26 protein-coding genes and 1 rRNA gene are annotated in these 24,716 nt (G+C 56.5%); 26 read left to right on the top strand and 1 reads right to left on the bottom strand.

What is annotated here, in order from left to right:
* Positions 1 to 133 precede the first annotated feature (133 nt).
* From rrf to F4V43_RS19135, 11 genes are all read left to right on the top strand, one after another.
* Positions 134 to 250: ribosomal RNA gene (gene rrf / locus F4V43_RS19185) — 5S ribosomal RNA — on the top strand.
* Between the two features lie 394 nt (positions 251 to 644).
* Positions 645 to 1,817: an enhanced intracellular survival protein Eis gene (gene eis, locus F4V43_RS19180; protein WP_223879971.1), complete on the top strand. Its 1,173-nt coding sequence runs from the start codon at positions 645 to 647 to the stop codon at positions 1,815 to 1,817.
* Between the two features lie 252 nt (positions 1,818 to 2,069).
* Positions 2,070 to 2,531 carry a CtsR family transcriptional regulator gene (locus F4V43_RS19175; RefSeq protein WP_150459874.1) on the top strand — a complete coding sequence of 154 codons (462 nt, stop codon included), beginning with the start codon at positions 2,070 to 2,072 and terminating at the stop codon, positions 2,529 to 2,531.
* A gap of 30 nt (positions 2,532 to 2,561) precedes the next feature.
* Entirely contained in the window at positions 2,562 to 3,083 is a 522-nt protein-coding gene (locus tag F4V43_RS19170) for a UvrB/UvrC motif-containing protein (RefSeq protein WP_150459871.1), read from the top strand.
* Positions 3,084 to 3,113: 30 nt separating this feature from the next.
* A complete protein-coding gene (locus tag F4V43_RS19165) occupies positions 3,114 to 4,181 on the top strand; it encodes a protein arginine kinase (protein ID WP_150459870.1) in 1,068 nt (355 codons plus the stop codon).
* 53 nt (positions 4,182 to 4,234) lie between these two features.
* On the top strand, positions 4,235 to 6,691 hold the full coding sequence (clpC, locus tag F4V43_RS19160) for an ATP-dependent protease ATP-binding subunit ClpC (RefSeq protein WP_150459869.1): 2,457 nt from the start codon (positions 4,235 to 4,237) through the stop codon (positions 6,689 to 6,691).
* 209 nt (positions 6,692 to 6,900) lie between these two features.
* Complete coding sequence (gene radA, locus F4V43_RS19155) at positions 6,901 to 8,268, top strand: DNA repair protein RadA (protein ID WP_150459868.1); 1,368 nt, start codon at positions 6,901 to 6,903, stop codon at positions 8,266 to 8,268.
* A gap of 12 nt (positions 8,269 to 8,280) precedes the next feature.
* A complete protein-coding gene (gene disA / locus F4V43_RS19150; protein WP_150459867.1) occupies positions 8,281 to 9,351 on the top strand; it encodes a DNA integrity scanning diadenylate cyclase DisA in 1,071 nt (356 codons plus the stop codon).
* Between the two features lie 63 nt (positions 9,352 to 9,414).
* Positions 9,415 to 10,158: a CDP-diacylglycerol--serine O-phosphatidyltransferase gene (pssA, locus tag F4V43_RS19145; protein ID WP_150459866.1), complete on the top strand. Its 744-nt coding sequence runs from the start codon at positions 9,415 to 9,417 to the stop codon at positions 10,156 to 10,158.
* 297 nt (positions 10,159 to 10,455) lie between these two features.
* Entirely contained in the window at positions 10,456 to 11,082 is a 627-nt protein-coding gene (locus F4V43_RS19140; protein WP_223879970.1) for a hypothetical protein, read from the top strand.
* A gap of 16 nt (positions 11,083 to 11,098) precedes the next feature.
* A complete protein-coding gene (locus F4V43_RS19135; RefSeq protein WP_191089653.1) occupies positions 11,099 to 12,505 on the top strand; it encodes a zinc-ribbon domain-containing protein in 1,407 nt (468 codons plus the stop codon).
* Positions 12,506 to 12,595: 90 nt separating this feature from the next.
* Here the strand turns inward: F4V43_RS19135 and F4V43_RS19130 are convergent, their stop codons facing one another.
* The gene (locus F4V43_RS19130; protein ID WP_150459863.1) at positions 12,596 to 12,991 is read right to left on the bottom strand and encodes a DUF1573 domain-containing protein; all 396 of its coding nucleotides are present in this window, start codon (positions 12,989 to 12,991) and stop codon (positions 12,596 to 12,598) included.
* Between the two features lie 169 nt (positions 12,992 to 13,160).
* Here F4V43_RS19130 and F4V43_RS19125 point away from each other — a divergent pair, with 169 nt between their 5' ends.
* The 15 genes from F4V43_RS19125 (at position 13,161) to rplA (ending at position 24,682) form a co-directional block, all read left to right on the top strand.
* The gene (locus F4V43_RS19125) at positions 13,161 to 14,249 is read left to right on the top strand and encodes a PIN/TRAM domain-containing protein (RefSeq protein WP_150459862.1); all 1,089 of its coding nucleotides are present in this window, start codon (positions 13,161 to 13,163) and stop codon (positions 14,247 to 14,249) included.
* Between the two features lie 109 nt (positions 14,250 to 14,358).
* Positions 14,359 to 15,054: a 2-C-methyl-D-erythritol 4-phosphate cytidylyltransferase gene (ispD, locus tag F4V43_RS19120; protein WP_150459861.1), complete on the top strand. Its 696-nt coding sequence runs from the start codon at positions 14,359 to 14,361 to the stop codon at positions 15,052 to 15,054.
* Positions 15,051 to 15,539, top strand: a complete 489-nt coding sequence (gene ispF, locus F4V43_RS19115) for a 2-C-methyl-D-erythritol 2,4-cyclodiphosphate synthase (protein WP_150459860.1) — start codon at positions 15,051 to 15,053, stop codon at positions 15,537 to 15,539. Before ispD ends, ispF begins: the two co-directional genes overlap by 4 nt.
* A gap of 32 nt (positions 15,540 to 15,571) precedes the next feature.
* Positions 15,572 to 17,035 (top strand): glutamate--tRNA ligase, encoded by a 1,464-nt coding sequence (gene gltX / locus F4V43_RS19110; RefSeq protein WP_150459859.1) that lies wholly within the window; start codon positions 15,572 to 15,574, stop codon positions 17,033 to 17,035.
* Between the two features lie 428 nt (positions 17,036 to 17,463).
* Entirely contained in the window at positions 17,464 to 18,165 is a 702-nt protein-coding gene (gene cysE, locus F4V43_RS19105) for a serine O-acetyltransferase (RefSeq protein ID WP_150459858.1), read from the top strand.
* A gap of 15 nt (positions 18,166 to 18,180) precedes the next feature.
* On the top strand, positions 18,181 to 19,599 hold the full coding sequence (cysS, locus tag F4V43_RS19100; protein WP_150459857.1) for a cysteine--tRNA ligase: 1,419 nt from the start codon (positions 18,181 to 18,183) through the stop codon (positions 19,597 to 19,599).
* The gene (locus tag F4V43_RS19095; RefSeq protein WP_150459856.1) at positions 19,596 to 20,024 is read left to right on the top strand and encodes a Mini-ribonuclease 3; all 429 of its coding nucleotides are present in this window, start codon (positions 19,596 to 19,598) and stop codon (positions 20,022 to 20,024) included. The genes cysS and F4V43_RS19095 overlap by 4 nt, the downstream gene beginning before the upstream one ends.
* 4 nt (positions 20,025 to 20,028) lie before the next feature.
* Entirely contained in the window at positions 20,029 to 20,787 is a 759-nt protein-coding gene (gene rlmB / locus F4V43_RS19090; RefSeq protein ID WP_150459855.1) for a 23S rRNA (guanosine(2251)-2'-O)-methyltransferase RlmB, read from the top strand.
* A gap of 4 nt (positions 20,788 to 20,791) precedes the next feature.
* The gene (locus tag F4V43_RS19085; protein ID WP_150459854.1) at positions 20,792 to 21,313 is read left to right on the top strand and encodes an NYN domain-containing protein; all 522 of its coding nucleotides are present in this window, start codon (positions 20,792 to 20,794) and stop codon (positions 21,311 to 21,313) included.
* A gap of 155 nt (positions 21,314 to 21,468) precedes the next feature.
* On the top strand, positions 21,469 to 22,113 hold the full coding sequence (gene sigH / locus F4V43_RS19080) for an RNA polymerase sporulation sigma factor SigH (protein ID WP_150459853.1): 645 nt from the start codon (positions 21,469 to 21,471) through the stop codon (positions 22,111 to 22,113).
* Positions 22,114 to 22,492: 379 nt separating this feature from the next.
* On the top strand, positions 22,493 to 22,642 hold the full coding sequence (gene rpmG / locus F4V43_RS19075) for a 50S ribosomal protein L33 (protein WP_081755001.1): 150 nt from the start codon (positions 22,493 to 22,495) through the stop codon (positions 22,640 to 22,642).
* A gap of 21 nt (positions 22,643 to 22,663) precedes the next feature.
* Complete coding sequence (secE, locus tag F4V43_RS19070) at positions 22,664 to 22,855, top strand: preprotein translocase subunit SecE (protein ID WP_150459852.1); 192 nt, start codon at positions 22,664 to 22,666, stop codon at positions 22,853 to 22,855.
* Between the two features lie 21 nt (positions 22,856 to 22,876).
* Positions 22,877 to 23,410, top strand: coding sequence for a transcription termination/antitermination protein NusG (gene nusG, locus F4V43_RS19065; RefSeq protein ID WP_150459851.1), 534 nt, complete (start codon positions 22,877 to 22,879; stop codon positions 23,408 to 23,410).
* A gap of 74 nt (positions 23,411 to 23,484) precedes the next feature.
* Positions 23,485 to 23,910, top strand: a complete 426-nt coding sequence (gene rplK / locus F4V43_RS19060; RefSeq protein WP_025691673.1) for a 50S ribosomal protein L11 — start codon at positions 23,485 to 23,487, stop codon at positions 23,908 to 23,910.
* 79 nt (positions 23,911 to 23,989) lie between these two features.
* Positions 23,990 to 24,682 carry a 50S ribosomal protein L1 gene (rplA, locus tag F4V43_RS19055; protein WP_150459850.1) on the top strand — a complete coding sequence of 231 codons (693 nt, stop codon included), beginning with the start codon at positions 23,990 to 23,992 and terminating at the stop codon, positions 24,680 to 24,682.
* Positions 24,683 to 24,716: the final 34 nt, after the last annotated feature.

The raw sequence follows: 24,716 nt of genomic DNA, 5'->3' as shown, positions 1-24,716 counted from the left end.
AAAGAAGTTGCAATGTGAGTTTCGGATCCGGTTTTCAGGGAGCAAACCCTGAACGATTTTAAGCTGCATGTCCTATTAAGGATGGATATTTTGCTGAAGCCAAGCGCGGAAGCGAAGCAGCGCAAAAATCACGTTTGGTGGCGATGGCGGAGGGGTTCCACGCGTACCCATCCCGAACACGACCGTTAAGCCCTCCAGCGCCGATGGTACTTGGACCGAAGGGTCCTGGGAGAGTAGGACGCCGCCAAGCACAGATAACCACTGCCGATCTTTCGGCGGTGGTTTTTTGTTGCGTTCATCCCTGCGTTCGAGTTGCGCAGGGATATATTTTTAGTGTGGAAAGAATCCTTCGATTCGCCAGGGAGGCTGGGGATAATAGAGCAGCTGGGGCCTCGCTTGACGGACAAGCTGTGGAAGAACCCTTTTTAAAAAGAAGATAACCCCAAAATGTGAATAACAAGAAGCGAGTTGGGGAAAAAACAAGCCAATTTGTGAATAATTATAAACAACTTGTGGATAGGTGAAGTCTTTTTGTGGACAATTCAGGATTTCATCCACAGGCTGTATAGTTTGACATTCTATTAGGACTTTGAGAGACTCGGATGAGATGGAGAATTATTCTATGCGCAGGAGGCCCCTGATTAATGAACATGAAGATTAGACAGCTTACTCATGAAGAGTTCGAAGCGAGCACCAGCCTGGACGAATATGCCTTTCAGTTCACCTTGCCGCAGGAAGAGCGGGTCAAAGCCAAGGAGCGCTTCCGCCCCGAGCAGGTATGGGGTGCTTTTGACGATTCCGGCGCCTTGTTGGCTCATTACACCTGGCTCCCGTTCCAGGTTTTTCTCCAAGGAAAGGCTGTACCGATGGGAGGAATTGCAGGAGTGGCAACCTGGCCGGAGAATCGCCGCCAGGGACTTGTTGCGCATTTGCTGAAGCAGGCGCTGGAAGGAATGAGAAAGGAAGGGCAAGTTTTGTCCTTCTTGCATCCTTTTAAAGTTCCGTTCTACCGGCGATTTGGGTGGGAAGTATTCTGCGAGTGCAAAAAATATCGGATTCCGGCAGCTCAATTCCCGTCCTGGCCTGCAGTTAGCGTAAAACGGGGAAAGGCGGAGTTGAAGCAGCTGAATACCCTGTATAATCGGTTCGCCTCCGCTTATAACGGAGCGCTTATACGGAACGAGGAATGGTGGGAACGAACCGTACTGGGCCACGGCAATCAATGCGCCGTCTACTACACGGATAAAGGAGAAGCCGAAGGGTATTTGCTGTACCGGATTGCCGACAGAACGCTGCTTATCGGAGAATTTGTCTATTCGGGGGAAGAGGCGCGGCGCGGCTTATGGAGCTTCATATCCAATCATGACTCTATGGTTACCCACGCGGAGATGAACAGGGTTCCTTCCGATGATTATCTGCCTTATCTGTTAGATGATCCTCGTATTTCCCAGGAGGTTCATCCCTATTTCATGGCCCGGATTGTAGATATGGAAGCCTTCATGGCGAAGTACCGTTTCGCCCCGGCGGCCGCATGTTCTTTTCATTTATCGCTGACAGATCAGCAGGCTCCATGGAATCAAGGATTATGGAAGATCACTGTAAATGAGGATGGAACACCTAAGACGGAACGGATTGGCGATGGGCAGAAACGGGCGAATGTGCATACCGATATCGGGACGCTTACGGCCGTATTATTGGGCTATCGCACGGTAGAAGAAATGTCTGCTTGCGGGAAGATGTCGGGGAATCCGGAGATACGAAGATTTTTGGGAGCAGCCGTACCGGGAGCGCAGACCATGCTGTTCGATTTTTTCTGATTGCGAGCTGAGAGACCTTGGCAAATCCAAAAAATATGCTATAATAAAGTCAAAGAAAGTCAAAGTCAACGAGAAGGACGGCCGTTATTCGTGCATGATTCCATTCCCGAGATGGTCACACTAGAGATCAGAACTACGTCTTCTCGGAATCCCTCTCCGGGATTCTTATCGAAGCCTCCATATTTCGATATTGCGCCGCATTCTGGGCGATTCGGGCCAAGGATGAATGGTTAAGCAGAGGAGGATAAGATGATGCGCAATATTTCGGATGTCATTGAACAATATTTAAAGAGCATGCTGCTGGAGAGTCCCGAAGGGGCGGTCGAGATTCAGCGCAATGATCTGGCGGACCAGTTCTCCTGTGTTCCCTCCCAGATTAATTACGTCATCAGCACCCGCTTCACCCTGGAGAAGGGCTATCTCGTACAGAGCAAACGCGGCGGCGGAGGCTATATCCGGATTCAGCGGATCGAGCTCCCCCAGCATCTAGCGCTGCATGCCCACCTTAGCGGCACCATCGGCGACAAAATCGATCAGAACACCGCCGAAGGGCTGATCTATCAATTGGAAGAAGCGCGTTTCTTAAGCAAGCGCGAAGCCTGTCTGATGCGCGCCGCCGTATCGCGGGAGAGTCTGGCGGTTAAGCTGCCTTACCGCGATGAAATCCGGGCCAAGCTGATGAAAGCCATGCTGATTTCCCTGATGAGCAAGTAAGCTGTTCGGTCTCGAAGGAGGAATGCTTCAATGATCTGTCAGGAATGCGGCGTTAAGCCGGCAACTCTTCATTTCACCAAAATTGTCAATGGACAGAAGACGGAGTTCCATATCTGCGAAAGCTGCGCCCGGGAGAAAGGCGAGATGATTCCGGGGACGCCGAGCGGGTTCTCTATCCACAGTCTTCTGTCGGGGCTTCTGGATCTCGGTAGCGCGGGTAAGGATAAGGCCGCTGCTGCGGCGGGCAGCCAGGAGGCCAAATGCGAGGAATGCGGAATGACATACAGCCAGTTCAGCAAGCTTGGGCGTTTTGGCTGCAGCTCTTGTTATAAATATTTTGACCCGAGTCTGGACCCGCTCTTCAAAAGAGTGCACGGCAGTACAAACCATGTCGGCAAAGTGCCCAGACGGGCCGGCGCCCGCATTACGTTCCGCCGCCAAATCGACGAGCTTAAGGGCCAGCTGAAAGTCAGCATTGAACAGGAAGAGTTCGAGCGGGCAGCCGAGCTTCGCGACCAGATCCGCCGACTTGAAAAAGAAATGGCGCAATAGTAAAGTCATAAGAACAAAGGGGGATGCGCGATGCCAGATCTTCGGTTCACCGAACATGCGCTAAGCGACTGGATGCGCAGCGGAGGCGACCACTCCGAAATTGTGGTCAGCAGCCGTGTGCGCATCGCCCGCAATATTCAGCATCAACCTTTTCCGCTGATTGCTTCGGCCGAGCAGGCTGAATCGGTTAGGGAAATTCTGACCCCGGTCTTGGGCGGCACGCCGAGCGACTACGGCGTTTTTCAGGCGCTGAGACTTGACGAACTGGAAGATCTCGACAAGCGGGTGCTGGTCGAGAAGCATTTGATCAGTCCGAATCTGGCCAAGGAATCCCGCGGCGGGGCGGTTCTGATCAATGAAGACGAATCCGTTAGCATTATGATTAACGAAGAGGATCATCTGCGGATTCAGTGCCTGTTCCCGGGCTTCCAGGTCCGGGATGCCTGGAAACGCGCGACGGCCATCGACGATTTGTTCGAGGCGTCCGTGGACTACGCTTTTGACGACCGGAGGGGATTTCTGACCAGCTGTCCGACGAATGTCGGCACCGGGCTCAGAGCTTCGGTCATGATGCATCTGCCCGCGCTCGTTATGACGCAGCAGATCAACCGCATCCTGCTCGCCGTTAACCAGGTAGGGCTCACAGTTAGAGGAATTTACGGGGAAGGCAGCGAATCTGTAGGGAATCTCTTTCAGATTTCCAACCAGATTACGCTCGGACAGAGCGAAGAAGAGATCATCGACAATCTGCATGAGGTGGCGCTGCAAATCATCGAGCATGAGCGCAATGCCCGTCAGCGGCTGATTCAGGATTCGTCTTCGGCGCTGCGGATTACGGACCGGATTATGCGCTCCTTCGGCATTCTCTCGTACGCCGCCGTCATGGATTTGAAAGAATCCTCGCAGCGTCTGTCGGATGTAAGGCTCGGCGTAGACCTCGGCATTCTGAAGAGTCCTTCCATCGCCGTGCTGAACGAGCTTAACGTCAAGACGCAGCCGGGCTTTCTGCAGAAGACGTTCGGGGATGAGATGCATCCGACCGAGCTGGATATGTACCGGGCGAAGCTGCTCCGGGAAACGTTGGGTACCACACATTGATTATAGATTGGATTCAAGGTTCGATTTAATTAATTCATGGAGGTGCAGGGGATATGATGTTTGGGAGATTTACGGAACGGGCGCAAAAAGTGCTTGCGCTGGCACAGGAAGAAGCTGTGCGGCTTGGACACAATAATATTGGAACCGAACATATTCTGCTCGGCCTGATCCGGGAAGGCGACGGCATCGCCGCCAAAGCGCTGATCGGTCTCGGGCTTGGATTGGAGAAGATCCAGGATGAAGTGGAGACGCTGATTGGCCGCGGCCAGGAGCAGCCGACCAATATCGCCTATACGCCGCGTGCGAAGAAGGTGATTGAACTCTCGATGGATGAGGCACGGAAGCTGGGTCACACTTACGTCGGAACCGAGCACATTCTGCTGGGACTGATCCGTGAAGGCGAAGGCGTAGCCGCCCGCGTTCTCAATAACCTTGGCATCAGCTTGAACAAGGCTCGCCAGCAGGTGCTGCAGCTTCTTGGAAGCAACGAAGCGACTTCGAGCCACAGCGGCTCAACGGCAAATGTCAGCACGCCTACGCTGGACGGATTGGCCCGCGATCTGACGGCCTACGCCAAGGACGGAAATCTGGACCCGGTAATCGGCCGCAGCAAGGAGATTGAGCGCGTCATTCAGGTGCTGAGCCGCCGGACGAAGAACAATCCGGTGCTGATCGGGGAACCCGGCGTCGGCAAGACGGCAATCGCCGAAGGCCTGGCCCAGAAGATCATCAACAACGAAATTCCGGAGACGCTGCGCGACAAGCGGGTCATGACGCTCGACATGGGCTCGGTCGTGGCCGGCACCAAATACCGCGGGGAGTTTGAGGACCGTCTCAAGAAGATCATGGATGAGATCCGCCAGGCGGGCAACATCATCCTGTTCATCGACGAGCTGCATACACTGATTGGCGCAGGCGGGGCGGAAGGCGCAATCGACGCTTCCAACATCCTGAAGCCGGCGCTGGCCCGGGGCGAACTGCAATGCATCGGGGCAACCACGCTGGATGAATACCGCAAGTACATTGAGAAGGACGCCGCGCTGGAACGCCGGTTCCAGCCGATTACCGTAGACCAGCCTTCGCCGGAGGAAGCCATTCAAATTCTGTACGGACTTCGCGACCGTTATGAAGCGCACCACCGCGTGAAGATTACCGACGAAGCGATTGAAGCTGCCGTTAAGCTGTCGGACCGTTACATTACAGACCGCTTCCTGCCGGACAAGGCCATCGACCTGATCGACGAAGCGGGTTCCAAGGTAAGGCTGAACTCGTACACAATTCCGCCGAATCTGAAAGAGCTGGAGACGCGTCTGGATGATATCCGCAAGGAGAAGGACGCCGCCGTCCAGAGCCAGGAATTCGAGAAAGCGGCCGCTCTTCGCGATACGGAGCAGAAAATCCGGGAAGAGCTGGACATTACCAAGAACCAGTGGAAGGAAAAGCAGGGCCGTGCCGATTCCGAGGTCACGCCGGAGGATATCGCCCAGGTGGTGGCCAGCTGGACCGGTGTTCCGGTCAGCAAGCTGAAGGAAGAGGAGACCGAGCGTCTGCTCAATATGGAAGCTCTCCTGCATGACCGGGTTATCGGCCAGGATGAAGCCGTCAAGGCGGTCAGCCGGGCGATCCGCCGGGCCAGAGCCGGCTTGAAGGATCCGAAGCGTCCGATGGGCTCGTTCATCTTCCTCGGCCCGACAGGCGTCGGCAAGACGGAACTCGCCCGCGCCCTGGCGGAAGCCATGTTCGGCGACGAGAATGCCGTTATCCGGATCGACATGTCGGAATACATGGAGAAGCACTCCACATCCCGTCTCGTCGGGGCGCCTCCGGGATATGTCGGCTATGAAGAAGGCGGCCAGCTGACCGAGAAGGTCCGCCGCAAGCCGTACTCTGTAGTGCTGCTGGACGAAATTGAGAAGGCTCACCCGGAAGTATTCAACATTCTTCTTCAGGTGCTGGAAGACGGACGTCTGACCGACTCCAAGGGCCGCGTGGTTGACTTCCGCAACACGCTGATCATTCTGACCTCCAACGTAGGAGCCGAGGCGATCAAGCGCAATTCGACGCTGGGCTTCACGGCGGTTCAAGATGCCGGCGCGGACTATACCAACATGAAGGGCAAGGTTATGGATGAGCTCAAGAAGAGCTTCCGCCCCGAGTTCCTGAACCGGATCGACGAAATCATTGTCTTCCATTCGCTGGAAGAGAAGCATATTGCGGAGATTGTCACGCTGATGTCCGAAGAGCTTCGGAAGCGTCTGCGCGAATATGACGTCGACTTCCATCTGACCGATGAGGCCAAAGCCTTCCTTGCCAAAGAAGGCTATGATCCGCAGTTCGGCGCCCGTCCGCTGCGCCGGGCAATTCAGAAGCACATCGAGGACCGTCTGTCGGAAGAATTGCTGAAGGGCAATATCTCCAAGGGAGATTCGCTGAACATCGACATCGAGAAAGGCGAGTTGACTGTCAAGAAGACGGAACCGGCGCTGTCCGGCGAAGGCGATCAGGAATAAGCCGGGTACGCTAAGCACAGATAGTTAACCGTATAGAGAGTATAGAGCAAAGTCCGCTCCCGGCAACGGGATGCGGACTTTGCTCCGTTTCAGAAGCTTTGCGGGTCTGCACGTTCAGGGAATCCGGGATTCGCTCGGTCCTCCCCTTTCGTTTGACAGGCGGAGATGGTAAACTTTTAAATAGGCTGAGCAATTAGAAGGAGAGTATCATGGCCAAACCAAAAACCAAATTCTATTGTACCGAATGCGGAACCGAATCTCCGAAGTGGCTCGGCAAATGCCCGGGCTGCCAAGCGTGGAACACGATGGTGGAAGAAACCGAAAGCGTCGTCAAAACGCAGGGGATGAACACGCCTCTTTTTCATAGTAAAGAAAAGCCGCAGTCGATCATAAGTATAGAGAGCGATCAGGAACCGCGCATTCTGACCGGAATCGGGGAATTAAACCGGGTTCTCGGCGGCGGCATCGTGCCCGGTTCGCTTGTGCTGGTCGGGGGCGACCCCGGTATCGGGAAGTCGACGCTCCTGCTCCAGACTTCTCATGCGCTGACAGCCCAAGGCCTTCGGGTCCTGTATATCTCCGGTGAAGAATCCGTGCGTCAGACCCGGCTTCGCGCCGATCGGCTCGGGGCGTTGTCCGCCGAACTGTTCGTTCTGTGCGAGACCAACATGGAGAGCATCGAGGAAGCGATAGAGGCGATTCAGCCGCAATTCCTGGTCATTGACTCGATCCAGACGGTCTATCTGCCGGAAGTAACGAGCGCTCCCGGAAGCGTCTCCCAGGTCAGAGAATGTACGACCCGGTTCATGCGGATTGCCAAAGTCCGGGGGATTGCGACTGTGCTGGTCGGACATGTTACCAAGGAAGGCGCTATCGCCGGTCCCCGGATGCTGGAGCATATGGTGGACTGCGTGCTGTATTTTGAAGGCGAACGCCATCACACGTACCGTCTGCTGCGCGCCGTGAAGAACCGGTTCGGCTCTACCAACGAGATTGGCATCTTCGAGATGGGCGAGGACGGACTGCGCGAGGTGGAGAATCCGTCGGAGCTCTTCCTCTCCGAGCGGCCGCTTGGCGTCGCCGGATCAACGGTGGTGGCCAGCATGGAAGGAACGCGGCCGGTGCTGGTAGAGCTGCAGGCGCTTGTGGCGGCTACCCATTTTCCGTCTCCGCGGCGGATGTGCACCGGCATGGACCACCAGCGGATGGCGCTGATTATCGCCGTGCTGGAGAAACGGATGGGCATGTTCCTGCAGACCCAGGACGCTTATCTGAATGTGGCCGGCGGCGTGAAGCTCGATGAACCGGCCATTGATCTGGCGGTCGCCGTCAGCATCGCCTCCAGCTTCCGCGACATTCCGACCAAGGCCTACGACGTGTTCTTCGGCGAAGTCGGACTGACGGGCGAAGTCAGAGGCGTCTCGCGGGCCGAGACGCGGGTGAAAGAGGCGGCGAAGCTCGGATTTCGGCGGGTCATTATGCCGGAGAAGAGCATGAAGGGCTGGAAGCATCCGAAGGATATTCAAATTATCGGAGTCAATACCGTGGCGGAAGCGTTAGCGGTCGCACTGGATTAGGGGGCGGGAGACATGAAGGAACAACTGGACAATATGAACGACCTGCTCAGGCTGGCCGCGCCGGGAACGCCTTTTCGCGAAGGGTTGGAGAACGTGCTGCGGGCCAAGACGGGCGCGCTGATCGTGGTCGGCTACAGCCCGGAGGTCATGGAGGTCGTGGACGGGGGATTCTCGATCAATTGCGATTTTTCCCCGAACTATCTGTATGAACTGGCCAAAATGGACGGCGCCATCATTCTGAGCGAGGACTTGAAACGGATATTGTACGCCAATACCCAGCTGATCCCCGATTCGTCGATCTCTTCGATCGAGACCGGCATCCGGCACCGGACAGCCGAGCGGGTAGCGAAGCAGACGGGCAAGCTGGTGGTTTCCATCTCGCAGAGAAGGAACATCATCACGCTCTACCAAGGCTCGATCCGCTATGCGCTGAAGGAAATCGGGGTGATTCTCACCAAGGCGAACCAGGCCATTCAGACGCTGGAGAAATACAAGGCGGTGCTGACGCAGGCGCTGACCAATCTGTCGGCCTCTGAGTATGAGGGGATTGTCACGGTGCCTGAGGTGGTTGGCGTGATACAGCGCGTGGAGATGGTGCTCCGGATCAAGACCGAGATCAAGCGCTACATCAACGAGCTCGGGAACGAAGGCCGGCTCATCAGCATGCAGATGGAAGAATTGGTCGGCAATACGGAAGAAGAAGCCTGGCTGCTCTACCGGGACTACGCCCGTGAAGAGGAAGAGGAGAAGATCCGCGAGATTATCAACGGGCTGAAACGGGCAAGCGACGATGAGCTGATGGACGACATCCATATCGCGCGACTGCTGGGTTATCCGTCTACGTCGATCGCTGCCGAGGAACCGGTCACGCCGCGCGGCTACCGGCTGCTGAACAAGATTCCCCGACTGCCCAATGTCATTATTCATAATCTGGTGGAGCGGTTCGAGATGCTGCCGAACCTGATGACGGCAAGCATTGCGGAGCTGGACGAAGTGGACGGGATCGGTGAGGCGCGGGCACGGGGCATTCAGGAAGGTTTAAAACGTCTGCAAAAACAGGTTCTTATTGACAGACAAATGTAAATCACATACAATCACCTAATGTTGGATATTTCCCTAGGCCCAATGAATACAAGAGGTGAAGAAATGATACAGAAATCGATTCCGAGTATATTTACGCTGATGAATCTGATGCTCGGAATGTTTGGTATTATGCTGGCACTCGACGGGAGAATCGGCCTGGCTTCCATCATGGTCATTATCGCGATGCTGGCCGACGGACTGGATGGACGGGTTGCCCGCGCACTCCATGCGGAGAGCGAGTTCGGCAAAGAGCTGGATTCCCTGTCCGATGTCGTGTCATTCGGCGTGGCCCCCGCACTTATTATGTATGTAACCAGCCTGCAGGATTTGCACTCTGCCCTGGCCTGGTCGGTAACGGCCATGTTCCCGGTGTTCGGCGCTCTGCGTCTGGCCCGGTTCAATGTCCGCCCGGGGATTCCCGGCTATTTTATCGGTCTGCCGATTCCGGCGGCCGGAGGCGTGCTGGCTACGCTGTCCCTGTTCCATAAGGACGTATCGCCGCCGTTCATGATTGTCTCTTCTCTGCTGCTCTGCTACTTGATGGTGAGCACCGTGAAATATCCGAATTTCAAGAAAATCGGTCTGCCGAAGAAAGCTCTGGCCGGCGCTCCGATCGTGATCATTATCGCCGTTGCGGTTGCGGTGATGTTCCCGGAACAGATTTCGAAGATGATCTTTGTGCTGCTTGCGCTCTATGCGCTCTATGGCATGAAGCAGAATGTGGACCGGGTGGCAGCTTCCGCCCGCCGGCGGCGGCGCCGCAGAGGCCGTTCCGAGGATGAAGTCTATCATTCCAAGAATGGCTAAAGACCTTTACCTAAAGAGAACTCTTCTCCCTTACCAGGGCGGGAAGAGTTCTTTTTTCTCTCTTTAGGCTCCTCCGGGCCTATATGGTTATTTCTTACTTCTTTTGGCCTAAATTATGGGTTATGATGAAATGGGCACGTAGACTCATAAGAATACTGCACCGATTACACAGGGGGGAAAAGAATGGCGTTTTGTACGAAGTGTGGACAGAAGTTGACAGAGGGAGAACCGCATGTCTGTGAGGAGGTCGCGGCGGGATGGTCAGGAAACGAGGGAGCGTGGAACGGCGGAGCCGCTATGCAGCCTCAGGTGAGACCGCAGCAGGTGAACTTCAATACAATGCTGTACCTGATGAAGAATCCGGAGCGTGCAGCGACCCTGCAGCCGGAGAAAGATTTTGTTAACGGCCTGCTGGGTCTGGTGGCATCGCTGCTTGGCTTCATGATCTGGGGCTGGGCGCTGAACAAGAAGATCTTTGATATCATAGGCAGCGTGTTCGGCGGATTCGGCGGCTATGACGACTATTATGATCTGTTCGAGCCGAGCAGCGCTGTCAGTTCGGCCGTAATGGGGAGAGTGTTTGTACTCGGGCTGGTCTCCATCCTGGTCCTGACGGCTTCCGTCTGGCTGATCGGTCAATGGCGGGGAAGCCGGAAACTGACGGCCAAAGAAGTCGTTACATACATAGGCGGCATGCAGTATACGTTCGGCGCCGGGTTTGTGGTGGCGGCGCTCTGCACCCTGATCAATCTGCGTCTGGCGACGCTGGTGCTGCTGGTGAATCTGATTGCAGCCCTGACCACGACCGTTATATCTTCGTCGGATATCTTCCGGGTATCCCGGGAACGGCGCTTCTCTTTCATCACGCTGAGCATTGCGGTCTATTTCCTGCTGTTTATGCTGGTAACTGCTATTGTCATTTAATCGGGGGTCATTCATTGTGTTTTGTGGAAATTGTGGTGCCAAAATCGAGGAGAATGCCCGGTTCTGCGGAGAATGCGGACAGCCCGTCTCCCAAGCGCCGGTGCAGCAGAGCGGCTTCCGGCCGGCTCCGCCCGCCAAAGCTGCACGCCGGCCTTGGAGCCGGAAGACTAAGGTGATTACCGCTGTATCCGTCGGCATCGTAGGGGCGGCGGCAGTAACCTACAGCATCTTTCATTTTACATATGGACCCTCCACCCCGGCCAAGCTGGAGGAGAAGCTGCAGGCGGCGGTTACAGCCCGGGACGTGGACCAATTGCTGACCTATCTGGATGACTCCAATACCGCGATGAGAGCGGAGGACCGCGTGGAGGCGTTCCGTAAGGCGTTTAATGACGAAACGGCTTACGGATATGAGTCCTACCTCAAGGATGCGCTCTATGCCGCCGAGCAGGAGGCGGAGAATGACTCCGATTACGGGACGGACGGAGATGGCGACGGAGCTCCTGTCTATTTTGTCAAAGAAAGCAGCTGGCGGGGGACCCGCTGGGTCTTTAATGTGACTCCGGCCGAGGTGACCATGGAGCAGGGAGAAGACTGGACGGCAGGCGGATCGCTGGAGACGCTGGAGAGCGCGCAGGGGACCTTCGACTCGCTGTGGCCTGCCGTCTATTCCTATCAGGCGAAGGTAACCAATCCTTACGGCGGCAGTGAAACGCTGGAAGGAACCGTGGACCTGCTGAATACATCGTCAGAGGAGATCTACCTGTATGACCGGCTGGAGAGCGGTCTGCGGGTTGAGATTCCAACTTTTGCCGACATCACCTATACGCTGAACGGCAAGGAGCTGCCTCAGGCCGAAGACGGCGACTACAACACCCTCTCCGTAGTGCCCAAGCCCGCCGAACTTAAGGTGGAGGCCAAAGGTGCTTATCTGGGGATGCCGGTTGAGCAGAGCCGGACTTGGGAAGCGTCGGAGACGGATGACATTGAGTTGGAGACCCTGCTAAAGGATTCGGTAGCGGCGCAGGCGGCGAAGCTGCTGCTGGAAGCCAACGTCTCCTGGACCAAGGCTTATAATGCCGCCGATTCCTCGCTGCTTACGGGACTGGACCCCGACGGAGATGCTTACCAGACCTTCAGTGAGGTGCCGGAGACGCCCGGCCGTCAAGTCCGCCTCGTGCGGGTAGCGGTAGCGCCGGATAACATTGAATTCTATGAGGATGGAGTCCGGATCACGGCAGAGGAAGAGTATGCGTATCCCGGAACCGAGGAGTCCAACAGCACATCGAGCAATACGTACGTCATTACTCCCAAGCCCGGCCAGGAGCAGCAGTGGTGGATCCGCTCTTCCAGCCGGAATTACTGGGTTGATGATTTGTTCGGGAACAGCGAGAGTCTGATTCTGGACAATCCGGAGAATTAGAAGAGAGAGAAAGAGCCGGTCATGCGGTAAAGGCATGGCCGGCTTTTTTGTCTGTGTATATAAGATAAGGTTCCCGGACGGGAAAGAAAGCTACGACATATTGAACAGTCCAAGCGTGGCGCATTTCTGCGACTCCTTGGCGACCACCTCGTCCATGCGAATACCGAGCAGATTGCATAAGGCGGACATATAGAACAGCTCGCGACCCAGCTCGGAGCCAACGACTTCCCGGCAGTTCTCGCATAATTCGCCTTCGACATGGGTACCGGCATGCTCCTTGGCCTGCTCCAGGCTGTCTCCGGGCTCGAACACCTGCTTCGTGGCATGAAGCTGAATGCACCCGCACTCCGTAATGGCCTTGACGACGGCCCGGTTCACCGAAGCGCTGCTCTGCCCGTTCTTGGACAGCACGTCCAAAAGACTGCGGTGGCGAAGCAGCAGCTCGGCTACCTGATCCTGAAAATCCTGCAAAGTTGGCGAGCTCATTCCAATTCCTCCCCGGTATTATGTAATTGCATTCATTATATGCCAGTGCCTGCGGCCCTTTCAAGCGGCGGAAGTCCGTAAAAATATAGAGAACCGGAACGATTACCGCAGGATAAATTGGAACATACTGGGGATAGAAAGGTATTTTACAGGAGGTGCGCCTTAAGCAATGTGGAAAAGATGGACAGCAGGCGGAGCCGCGCTGCTGGGAGGCTGGGCCGGTTATTCGCTGTATGCGGCCGCGGCGGAAGACTTCCCGGCTGGCATGCGCGGGTTGAAGGAACATCTGCCGGTCGGCGGCGGATGGTTGTTTACGGTAGTGGGAGCTCTTATTTTTCTGTTGGCGGGAACCGTCTCCGTTCGTTGGGGCGGAGGCAGACTGAAGGAATGGGTGCAGTGGTGCAGCCGGATACCGATGGATGAGCTGGCCGCGGGAGCGGCAGGGCTGACGGGAGGCTTGCTTCTGTCTCTGCTTGCCGTGCCGGGCTTGTCTTGGCTCGGACGGACGGGGGATGTGCTGCAGGCCGTTTCGGCAGTCGCACTCGGGTATACGGGCCTGCGCGTCGGGCTTGCCAAGAAGCAGGAGCTGGCGGCGCTGTGGGCGACCGGGAACTGGGGACGCGCGGAGCAGCCGGAAGGCCGGGGGCCGGAAGAGCACAAGATTCTCGATACCAGTGTAATTATCGACGGGCGGATTGCCGATATCTGCAAGACCGGTTTTATTGAAGGAACGATTGTCATCCCCGAATTTGTGCTGGAGGAGCTGCAGCATATCGCCGATTCTTCTGACCTGCTCAAGCGCAACCGGGGACGCCGCGGACTCGACATTTTGAATAAAATCCAGAAGGAACTCGATGTTAAAGTGTTGATCTACGAAGGAGACTTCGATGAAATTTCCGAGGTGGACAGCAAGCTGGTCAAGCTTGCGAAAGTGCTGCGCGGCAAGGTGGTTACGAATGACTTCAATCTGAACAAGGTGTGCGAGCTGCAGGGAGTCTCCGTGCTGAACATCAACGATCTGGCCAATGCCGTCAAGCCGGTGGTGCTGCCGGGCGAAGAAATTGTCGTGCAGGTTATCAAGGACGGCAAGGAGCACGGTCAGGGCGTCGCCTATCTTGATGACGGGACGATGATTGTGGTGGAAGGCGGCCGGGATTTCATCGGCAGCACGATGGAAGTACTGGTGACAAGTGTGCTGCAGACTTCGGCCGGACGGATGATCTTTGCCAAGCCGAAGCTGCTGGAGAAGGCGCAGTAAAGATACGGAGCGCCGGGAGGGCCGCTGCCTGTCAGCTGCGCCGGGCTTGGAAACGGCAGCCAAACGCGTTATGATGGAGCATATACGTGAAGAACAGGAGCCATCAGGGATGTCAAACGCAGTAGGCGCCGTCATTGTAGCGGCGGGAAGAGGCACGCGCATGGGCACGGCGGAGAGCAAGCAGTATTTGCTGCTTCGGGGGAAGCCGATCGTGGTTCATACGCTGGAGGCCTTTCAGCGGCATGAACGGATCTCCGAGATCATCCTCGTAACCGGAGAAGGAGAGGTCGAACGCTGCAAGGAATGGGTACAGGCCTATGGGCTGACCAAGGTAGCGGCTGTCCTTCCGGGAGGCTCGGAACGCCAGCATTCCGTACACCGGGGCCTGAAGGCGCTTGGCACGGAATGGGTCATGGTGCACGACGGGGTCCGGCCGTTCGTGGAGGCGGCGCAGATCGACGCCTGCTTCCTCGAAGCGCAGCGGACCGGAGCCTCCGTGCTGGCCGTTCCGGTCAAGGACACGATTAAGCAGGTAGACGGCGGGGTTGTCGTATCGACGCCCGACCGGAGCAGTCTGTGGGCGATTCAGACCCCGCAGACTTTTCGTCTGTCCGAGCTGCTAGCGGCGTATGAATCGGCGGAGCGGGAAGGCTTCGTCGGTACGGACGACTCCAGCGTCGCCGAACGGTCCGGCATCCGGGTCGCCGTCGTGGAAGGCAGCTACGCCAATATCAAGATTACTACGCCCGAAGATCTGGATTTCGCAGAATTTACAAGTAAACCGTCAGGGGAGAGAACATCATGATCGCTGTAGGACAAGGATTCGACGTACACCAGCTGGTGGAAGGACGCCCGTGCATCATCGGAGGGGTAACGATCCCCTATGAGAAAGGGCTGCTCGGCCACTCCGACGCCGACGTGCTGCTGCATGCCGTTACCGATGCCATTCTGGGCGCCCTGGGACTCGGGGATATCGGCCGGCACTTCCCGGATACCGACCCGGCCTTCAAGGATGCAGACAGTGTGAAGCTGCTGGAACGGGTCTGGCGTATGGCCCGGGAGAAGGGTTACCGGCTCGGCAATATCGACTCAACCATTATCGCCCAGCGTCCGAAGATGGCGCCGTACATTCCGGCTATGGCGGAGATGATCGCCAAGACACTGGAAGCGGACGTCTCCCGGGTGAACGTCAAGGCAACGACGACCGAACAGCTTGGCTTCACCGGACGCGGCGAGGGAATCGCCGCCCAGTCTATTGTCTGCCTGGTTCAGGATATGCTATCATCTTAAGTTAGAGTTCATAAGGGAAGGCGGAGATAATTATGGGAAGCGAAGTCCGGGTGCGTTATGCGCCGAGCCCGACGGGACATTTACATATTGGCAATGCCAGAACGGCCTTGTTCAATTATCTGTATGCCAGATCGCAGGGCGGCAAGTTCATTATCCGCATTGAAGATACGGACCTGAAGCGCAATATTGCCGGCGGCGAAGAGAGCCAGCTGAAATATTTGAAATGGCTGGGCATGGATTGGGACGAGAGCGTGGATATCGGCGGGGAATACGGTCCGTACCGGCAGACGGAACGGCTCGATATTTACCGTACCTATACCCAGCAGCTGCTGGACCAAGGTCTGGCTTACCGCTGCTACTGTACGGAAGAGGAGCTGGAAGCGGAACGGGAAGAGCAGCTGGCCCGGGGCGAGACGCCCCGCTATTCCGGCAAGCACCGCAATCTGACGGAGGAGCAGCGTGCGGCTTACGAGGCCGAAGGACGCACGGCGAGCATCCGCTTCCGGGTACCGGAGAACCGGACCTATACGTTCAACGATATGGTAAAAGGCACGATTTCGTTCCAGACGGACGAAATGGGCGATTTTGTCATCGTCAAGCGCGACGGCATTCCTACGTATAACTATGCGGTAGTAGTCGACGACTACCTGATGAAGATTACGCATGTGCTTCGGGGCGAAGATCATATCTCCAATACGCCGCGCCAGCTCATGATCTATGAAGCCCTGGGCTGGGAAGCGCCGGTCTTCGGCCATATGACGCTGATTGTCGGCGAAGACCACAAGAAGCTCAGCAAGCGGAATGAATCGATTATCCAGTTCATCGAGCAGTATGACGAGCTCGGCTATCTGCCGGAAGCGCTGTTCAACTACATCGCGCTGCTGGGCTGGTCGCCGGAAGGCGAAGAGGAGATTTTCAGCCGAGAGCAGCTGATCTCGATCTTCAATGCCGACCGCCTGTCCAAGAGTCCGGCGGTGTTCGATACGAATAAGCTGGCTCATCTGAACAATCACTATATCAAGAATGCCGATCCGAAGCGGATTGCGGCGCTGGCGATTCCTCATCTCCAGAAGGCTGCGCGCCTTCCGGCCGAGCTGTCTTCCGAGCAGCAGGCGTGGGCGGAGAGCCTGGTAGCGCTCTATCAGGAGCAGATGGTGGCCGCCTCCGATATTGTAGAGCTGTCGGCGCTGTTCTTCCGCCGGCATCTGGAGCTGGACACGGAAGCCGCGCAGATCCTGGCGGAACCGCAGGTTCCGGAAGTGCTGTCCGCCTTCCTGGCGAAGATCGAGGCGGGAAGCGAGTTCACGCCGCAGGGGATTGCCGCCTGGATCAAAGAAGTCCAGAAGGAGACCGGTCACAAGGGCAAGGCGCTGTTCATGCCGATCCGCGTCGCCCTGACCGGCCAGATACACGGCCGGGATTTGAACGCAACGATTGCGCTGCTCGGCAGAGACGTTACGGTCGACCGCTTGAAGGCGCAGATCAAGGGAGCTTAAGATTTTTGGGCGGCCCGCTCCCCTTGTCAGTGCGGGAGCTTTTGGATAAGATGAAGACATATGAACGGCTGTGATCGGGAGAAGTATGCCGGACGGGGCAGCAACCAGAGAGAGTAACCGCGGGCCCGGAGGGTCCAGGCTGAGAGTTATTCGTCTGCCCGCCGCAGAAATGCACCCGTGAGCCGTCCGGCTGACCGCGCTCCCCGGCCTTCGGGTGAGAACGCTAGGCCGGACCGGAATCCGCCCCCGTTACCGGGCGGCCCAAGAGGGAGACCTACCGACGCCGCAGGCGATCCGGGTCTCCAAGCAGAGTGGAACCGCGTACCGACGTCTCTGCAGCCGAGGCTGCAGGGGCGTTTTTTGTTAACCAATGGGCCCGGCGGCCGTACCGCCAGATAACCTGAATAGTCATGAAGAGGGGATTCGTGATGTTGAAGGAGATGAAGAGCGATATCCGGGCGGTGCTGGACAATGATCCGGCGGCGCGCAGCCGGTTCGAGGTGATCTTCACCTATGCCGGCCTCCATGCGATCTGGTGTCACCGGATTGCACATGTTCTGTACCGGAAACGGCGCTACACGCTGGCCCGGATGGTCTCCCAGTTCAGCCGGTTCATGACCGGCATCGAGATACATCCCGGCGCCGTCATCGGAAAGCGCCTGTTCATCGACCACGGAATGGGGATTGTCATCGGCGAGACCTGCGAGATTGGCGACGATGTCGTGATCTACCAAGGCGTCACGCTGGGAGGCACGGGCAAGGAGAAGGGCAAGCGCCATCCTACCGTCGGCAATAATGTCGTCATCGGATCGGGCGCGAAGGTGCTCGGTTCGTTCCGGATCGGCGACAACAGCAATGTCGGGTCCAATGCCGTCGTGCTGCGCGAGGTTCCTCCGAACAGCACCGTAGTCGGCAACCCGGGACGGATTGTCAAGCGCAACGGCGAGCGGGTGAGCGACCGGCTGGACCACACGAAGCTGCCCGATCCGTTCATCGACTCGCTGCGTTTTCTGCAGAGAGAGATCGAGGAGCTGCGGGAGCAGCTCGGAACGGATGACCGGCAGCGGGAGCAACGGCGGCTGGAGAGCGAGCAGGTTTTTGGCGATCATCAGGGGGATTACGAGATTTAGAAAGGATTGAATAGAATGGTCATGCAAATCTACAACACGATGTCGAGGCACAAGGAACCCTTCATTCCGCAGACGGAAGGCAAGGTCAAAATGTATGTGTGCGGCCCGACGGTATACGGCTATATTCATATCGGCAACGCCAGACCCATGATTGTATTCGATGTGGTGCGAGGCTATCTGGAACAGATCGGCTATGAAGTGGTGTATATTACGAACTTCACGGATGTGGACGACAAGCTGATCCGCAAGGCCGAGGAGATGGAGCTGACGGTGCCGGAAGTGGCCGAACGGTTCATCCAGGCTTACCTGGAGGATGCGGAGGGTCTCGGCGTTCGCCCGGCGACGCAGAATCCGCGGGTGACCCAGAGCATGCCGCTGATCATTGATTTCATCCGGGAGCTGGAAGAGCGGGGATATGCCTACGAAAAAGGCGGCGATGTCTTCTACCGCACCGCCAAGTTTGCCGATTACGGCAAGCTGTCCGGCCAGCAGCTCGACAAGCTGCAATTCGGCATCCGGATCGAAGTGGACGCGCGCAAGGAGAATCCGGAGGACTTCGTGCTCTGGAAGGCTGCGAAGCCCGGCGAGATTGCCTGGGACAGCCCTTGGGGCAAGGGCCGGCCCGGCTGGCACATCGAATGCTCCGCCATGGCGCGGGAGTTCCTGGGAGACACGATTGATATTCACGGAGGCGGAGTCGATCTCCAGTTCCCGCATCATGAGTGCGAGTGCGCGCAGAGCGAGGCGCTGACCGGCAAGCCTTTGTCGAATTACTGGATGCACAACGCTTTTCTGAACATCGGCGATGAGAAAATGTCGAAGTCGCTCGGCAACGGGCTGCTCGTCAAGGACATCCGGGAGCGGTACAAGGCGGGCGCGATCCGCTACTTCATGCTCTCCTCGCACTACCGCAATCCGCTGAACTTCACCGAAGAGGCGCTGAGCTCGGCCGAGAAGAGCGCCGAACGCATCGCTACGGCTGCCGGCAACCTCCGCCACCGTCTGGAACTGGCCGGAGGACCGGAGGCCGCAGCCGCCGGAACGGCCAGCGATGAGCTGACGGCTTCGCTCACGGCTATTGTCGGCCGATACCATGAGAAGATGCAGGATGACTTCAATACGCCGGACGCCGTTACCGCGATGTTCGATTGGGTAGCGCTCGTCAACCGCATTCTGGCGGAGACGGAAGTGAGCGCCGCCGATCTGAAAGCGCTGGCGGATGCCTTTGATACGATGAACCGCGTACTGCGCATCGTGGCGGAGCCGGCCGCCGAGGAAGGCGCGGACGAGGAGATCGAGCGGTTGATCGAGGAGCGGACGGAAGCCCGGAAGACGAAGAACTGGGCGCGCTCCGATGAGATCCGCGACCAGCTTGCGGCGATGGGCATCGTTCTGGAAGACACGCCGCAGGGCGTGCGGTGGAAGCGCAAATGAGCGGTCCGGGCTGGTTCCCCTATCCTCCATCCAAGCCGGTGAACCTGATCCCGCCTATCGTGCTGGCCTATGTCGGAGATGCGGTGTACGAGGTGGCGATTCGGCAGTATATGGTCTCGCAGCCGAACCTGAAGCCGCATCATCTGCACCGCAGCTCGACCGGATACGTATCCGCCAAGGCGCAGTCCCGAATGCTGACTCTCCTGGAGCCGGAGCTTACCGAAGAAGAGCGCGACAAAGTGCGGCAGGGACGCAATGCCAAATCAGGCACCATTCCGAAGAATGCGGATGTGCTGGAATACCGGCATGCCACGGCTTTTGAGACATTGATCGGCTACTTGTATTACATGGGAAGACAGGAGCGGCTGGAAGAATTAATTCATAGAGGCATTGCGTATATGGAACAACAGAACCGGAGGGAATAACAAGATGACAGAAGAATTCAAGAGCGAAGAGGAGATTCTGGCCGGCAAGCACTCCGTGCTGGAAGCGCTGCGCGCAGGCCGGACCCTCAACAAAATCTGGATCGCGGAGACGGCCCAGAAGCACCTGACCGCGCCGATTCTGGCGGAAGCCCGCCAAGCCGGGGTCATCGTTCAGCATGTCGACAAGCGGAAGCTGGATCAGCTTGCGCCCGGGCTGCAGCATCAGGGCGTAGTCGCGCAGGCGGCTCCGTTCGCCTACTCGACAGTCGAGGAGATGCTCGCCGCCGCTGAGGCCAAGGACGAGCCGCCGTTTCTGCTGCTGCTGGACGAGATCGAAGACCCGCACAACCTGGGTTCGATTCTGCGGACAGCCGACTGCACGGGCGTTCACGGGGTTATCGTACCCAAGCGCCGTTCGGCCCAGATTACGGCGACGGTCTCCCGTACTTCGGCGGGCGCGGTGGAATATGTGCCGGTGGCCCGGGTTACCAACCTGGGACAGACCATTGACCGGCTGAAGGAGCTGGGCGTGTGGATTGTCGGCACTGATGTGGATACCGAGCAGGACTTGTTCGGTTCGGATATCTTCACCGGACCCGTGGCAGTCGTCATCGGCAATGAGCAGAAGGGAATGGGCCGGCTGATCCGCGAGAAGTGCGACGTTCTGCTGAAGCTCCCCATGAGCGGCCGGATCAACTCGCTGAACGCTTCCGTGGCCGCAGGCGTCGTCATGTACGAAGTGTTTCGTCGCCGGCGCGGCTAGCGCGATGGCGGACTGGCGCGATGTGCTGCTGGTGGACGGCTACAATATGATCGGCGGCTGGCCGGAGCTGACGGCCCTGGCCCAGGAAGGCATGCAGGAAGCGCGCGACCGGCTGCTGGATCTGCTGGCCGATTACCAGGCTTACTCCGGCCGGCGGGTGATTGCCGTATTTGACGCTTACCGGGTCCCCGGCCTGGGGCGCTCTTTTGTCCAAGGCAAGGTAGAAGTGTATTTCACCAAGGAGAAGGAGACGGCCGACGAGTGCATTGAGCGGCTGGTGGGGGAACTCAGCCACCGGCGCCGCCAGATCTATGTGGCGACCAGCGATCTTACCGAACAGCATGTAGTCTTCGCCCAAGGGGCGCTGCGCCTGTCGGCGCGCGAGCTTAAAGTGGAGGTCGAGGAGAACCAGCGCGAAATTCAGCAGGCGATCGACCCCGACCGGACAAATTTCTCCCGGCACTCTCTGGAACAAAAGCTGCCGGCCGACATCCGCCGCAAGCTGGAGAAGTGGAGACGGCAGTAGATAAAATTCACCAAAAAGCAACAATTGTCATATTATGCTATTGATGATTGTTTTTGGGCAAAGTCTTGTTGACGGTGTAAGGTAACATAATATATACTGTTCGTATATTTCGCGAAGTGACGATGTGTCTTGCGTTGCAGCCGGGGGGATTCTTGGTGAGTGTCGACCTCAAGGAATTAATGCTGTCCGAGTATGATTTCATAAGCGATGAGGACCTTGTCGATGCCGTCCGGGACGGCGACGGCGGCGCATTGGAACACTTGATCAACAAGTACCGTAATTTCGTGCGTGCCAAAGCCCGTTCTTATTTCCTGATTGGCGCGGACCGCGAAGACATTGTACAGGAAGGCATGATCGGTCTTTATAAGGCCATTCGCGATTTCAAGGGAGACAAGCTTTCTTCCTTCAAGGCTTTTGCGGAGCTGTGCATTACCCGCCAGATTATCACGGCCATCAAGACCGCGACCCGACAGAAGCATATTCCGCTGAACTCCTATGTATCGCTCGACAAACCGATCTATGACGAGGATTCAGACCGGACGCTCATGGACGTGATCTGCGGCTCGCAGGTGCTGGACCCCGAGGAGCTGATTATCAATCAGGAAGAGTTCATCGGGCTCGAAGACAAGATGGCGGAGATTCTCAGCGATCTGGAACGCAAGGTGCTTATGCTGTATCTCGACGGGCGCTCCTATCAGGAAATCGCCGAGGATCTGAAGCGGCATGTGAAGTCGATTGACAACGCGCTTCAGCGGGTGAAGCGGAAATTGGAACGCTATCTGGAAGTTCGGGACAATTAATGATATAATGAACGGGAAGAAGACTCGGTTCACGGGTCTTTTTTTGATGGATTCGGTCCATACTATCACTCGTACACAGCGGATCGAAGAAGGAAGAGACGAAGACTTGGGCGGCGCCGGAGAAAGGTGCGGAATCTCCAGGAAACAGGCAACTCTTGCGTTGACATGGAGCTTCGCACTGTGATAAAGTGTTTTGGGTAGGCCTAAATTTTCGGATGCCATCCACGAAAGACGGCAGAGGCCTTTTTCAGCATTGTACAGAAAGCCGTCTATGACAGCCTTCTAGCGGTGCTGGAGAGAAGCCGAACCGCAGTTTGCAGGCAAGGATCAATATTTGCGTTCTTCGGCATGCCGGAGGAACGAATCGGGAGGTGTAATCATGCGGGTAATTATCACTCTGGCTTGCACAAGCTGCAAGCAAAGAAACTACGCGACGACCAAGAACAAGCGTAATCATCCCGACCGCATGGAGTTGAAGAAGTTTTGCAAGTTTTGCAACGCGCAAACTCCTCATCGTGAAACCAGATAGTCTGTTGGAGGTGTAGTCGGCGTGAAACGCAGTTTTAAGTCTTTGTTTTCCTTTTTCACTGAGAGCTGGACTGAACTTAAGAAGGTTCGATGGCCCAACCGTAAAGAGCTGACCAACTATTCGCTGATCGTACTGGGTACTATCACGGTGGTCGCCATTTACTTCTGGGTTCTGGACATCGGTATTTCCGCTGTGATCGAATGGATTATTTAGAGAGGTCCCAGGTGGCTTGATATGGAAAAAAGATGGTACGTCGTTCATACCTATTCCGGGTATGAGAACAAAGTCAAAGCCAATTTGGAAAAACGCGTTGAGTCCATGGGCATGGAAGACAAAATCTTCCGGGTTCTTGTTCCGATGGAAGAAGAACTGGTGAACAAGGATGGCAAGAAAAAGACGGTCATGCGCAAGGTTTACCCCGGATATGTCCTGGTGGAGATGATCCAGACGGATGATTCCTGGTATGTAGTGCGCAACACGCCGGGCGTTACGGGCTTCGTGGGTTCAACGGGCTCCGGTTCGAAACCGACCGCGCTGCTTCCGGAAGAGGTTGATCAGATCCTGAAGCATATGGGTATGTCGGAACCGAAACCGAAGATCGACTTTGAGATCAAGGAATCCGTACGCATCATGGTTGGTCCTTTCGCGAATTTCGTGGGCTCCGTGGAAGAAATTTTGGCTGACAAGAGCAAGATCAAGGTTCATGTGAATATGTTTGGTCGGGAAACCCCGCTGGAGTTGGATTTCACTCAAGTGGAGAAAATATAGCCCACGCAAGGGTTTCTTGTGGGAGGATGCGTTAAGCGTCCGAATACCACTACTTACGCAAGGAGGTGTCACTCATGGCTAAGAAAGTTATTAAAATGGTGAAACTGCAGATTCCTGCAGGGAAAGCGAATCCTGCGCCTCCAGTAGGTCCGGCGCTTGGACAAGCAGGTGTCAACATCATGGCATTCTGTAAGGAATTCAACGCCCGTACCGCTGACCAGGCTGGCCTGATCATCCCGGTTGAAATTACGGTATTTGAAGACCGTTCGTTCACGTTCATCACCAAAACTCCTCCGGCTGCCGTTCTGCTCCGCATCGCTGCGAAGGTAGAAAAGGGCTCCGGCGAACCGAACAAGAAGAAAGTTGCCAAGCTGAACCGCGCCGCAGTGCGTGAAATCGCTGAGCAAAAAATGCCTGACCTGAACGCTGCTTCCGTTGAAGCTGCTATGCGTATGGTCGAAGGTACTGCCCGCAGCATGGGCATCACGATCGAGGACTAATCCGTCCTTGTTCAACCGGCCATCCGGCCGCAATATGTGGGAGGACATTCCGCTAATACCACAAAGGAGGAACATTATAATGGCTAAACACGGCAAGAAGTACGTTGAAGCCGCCAAGCTGATTGACAGCGAAGCGACTTACGAGCCTTCAGAAGCTGTAGAGCTTGTGAAGAAAGCCGCAACTGCCAAGTTCGACGAGACCGTTGAAGTTGCAGTTCGTCTTGGTGTAGACCCTCGTAAACAAGACCAGGCCGTTCGCGGCGTCGTTGTCCTGCCTCACGGCACAGGCAAAACGCAGCGCGTGCTGGTATTTGCAAAAGGTGATAAGGCGAAGGAAGCGGAAGCTGCCGGCGCTGACTATGTAGGCGATCAGGACATGATCACGAAGATCCAGCAGGGCTGGTTCGAGTTCGATGTCTGCGTAGCGACACCTGATATGATGAGCGAAGTCGGTAAACTGGGCCGTCTGCTCGGCGGTAAGGGCCTCATGCCTAACCCTAAAGCCGGCACGGTTACATTTGATGTTGCCAAGGCCGTTCAAGAAATCAAGGCCGGTAAGATCGAATACCGTCTGGACAAAGCAGGCCAAATTCACGCGCCAATCGGCAAAGTGTCTTTTGAAGCTGCTCAACTGAACGAGAATCTGAAGGCGCTGATTGACGCTCTGAACCGGGCGAAGCCGGCTGCTGCCAAGGGTGTATACCTGAAGGGCATCGCTGTCTCCTCGACTATGGGACCAAGCGCCCGCGTGAACACAGCTTCTTACAGATAATCAGGGGTTGACTCTTCGGAGGAACTCTGCTAAT

It is taken from the genome of Paenibacillus spiritus, from assembly GCF_008710135.1.
GTDB classification, from domain to species: domain Bacteria; phylum Bacillota; class Bacilli; order Paenibacillales; family Paenibacillaceae; genus Paenibacillus_AQ; species Paenibacillus_AQ glufosinatiresistens.
This window is presented reverse-complemented; position numbering and strand designations above follow the sequence as displayed.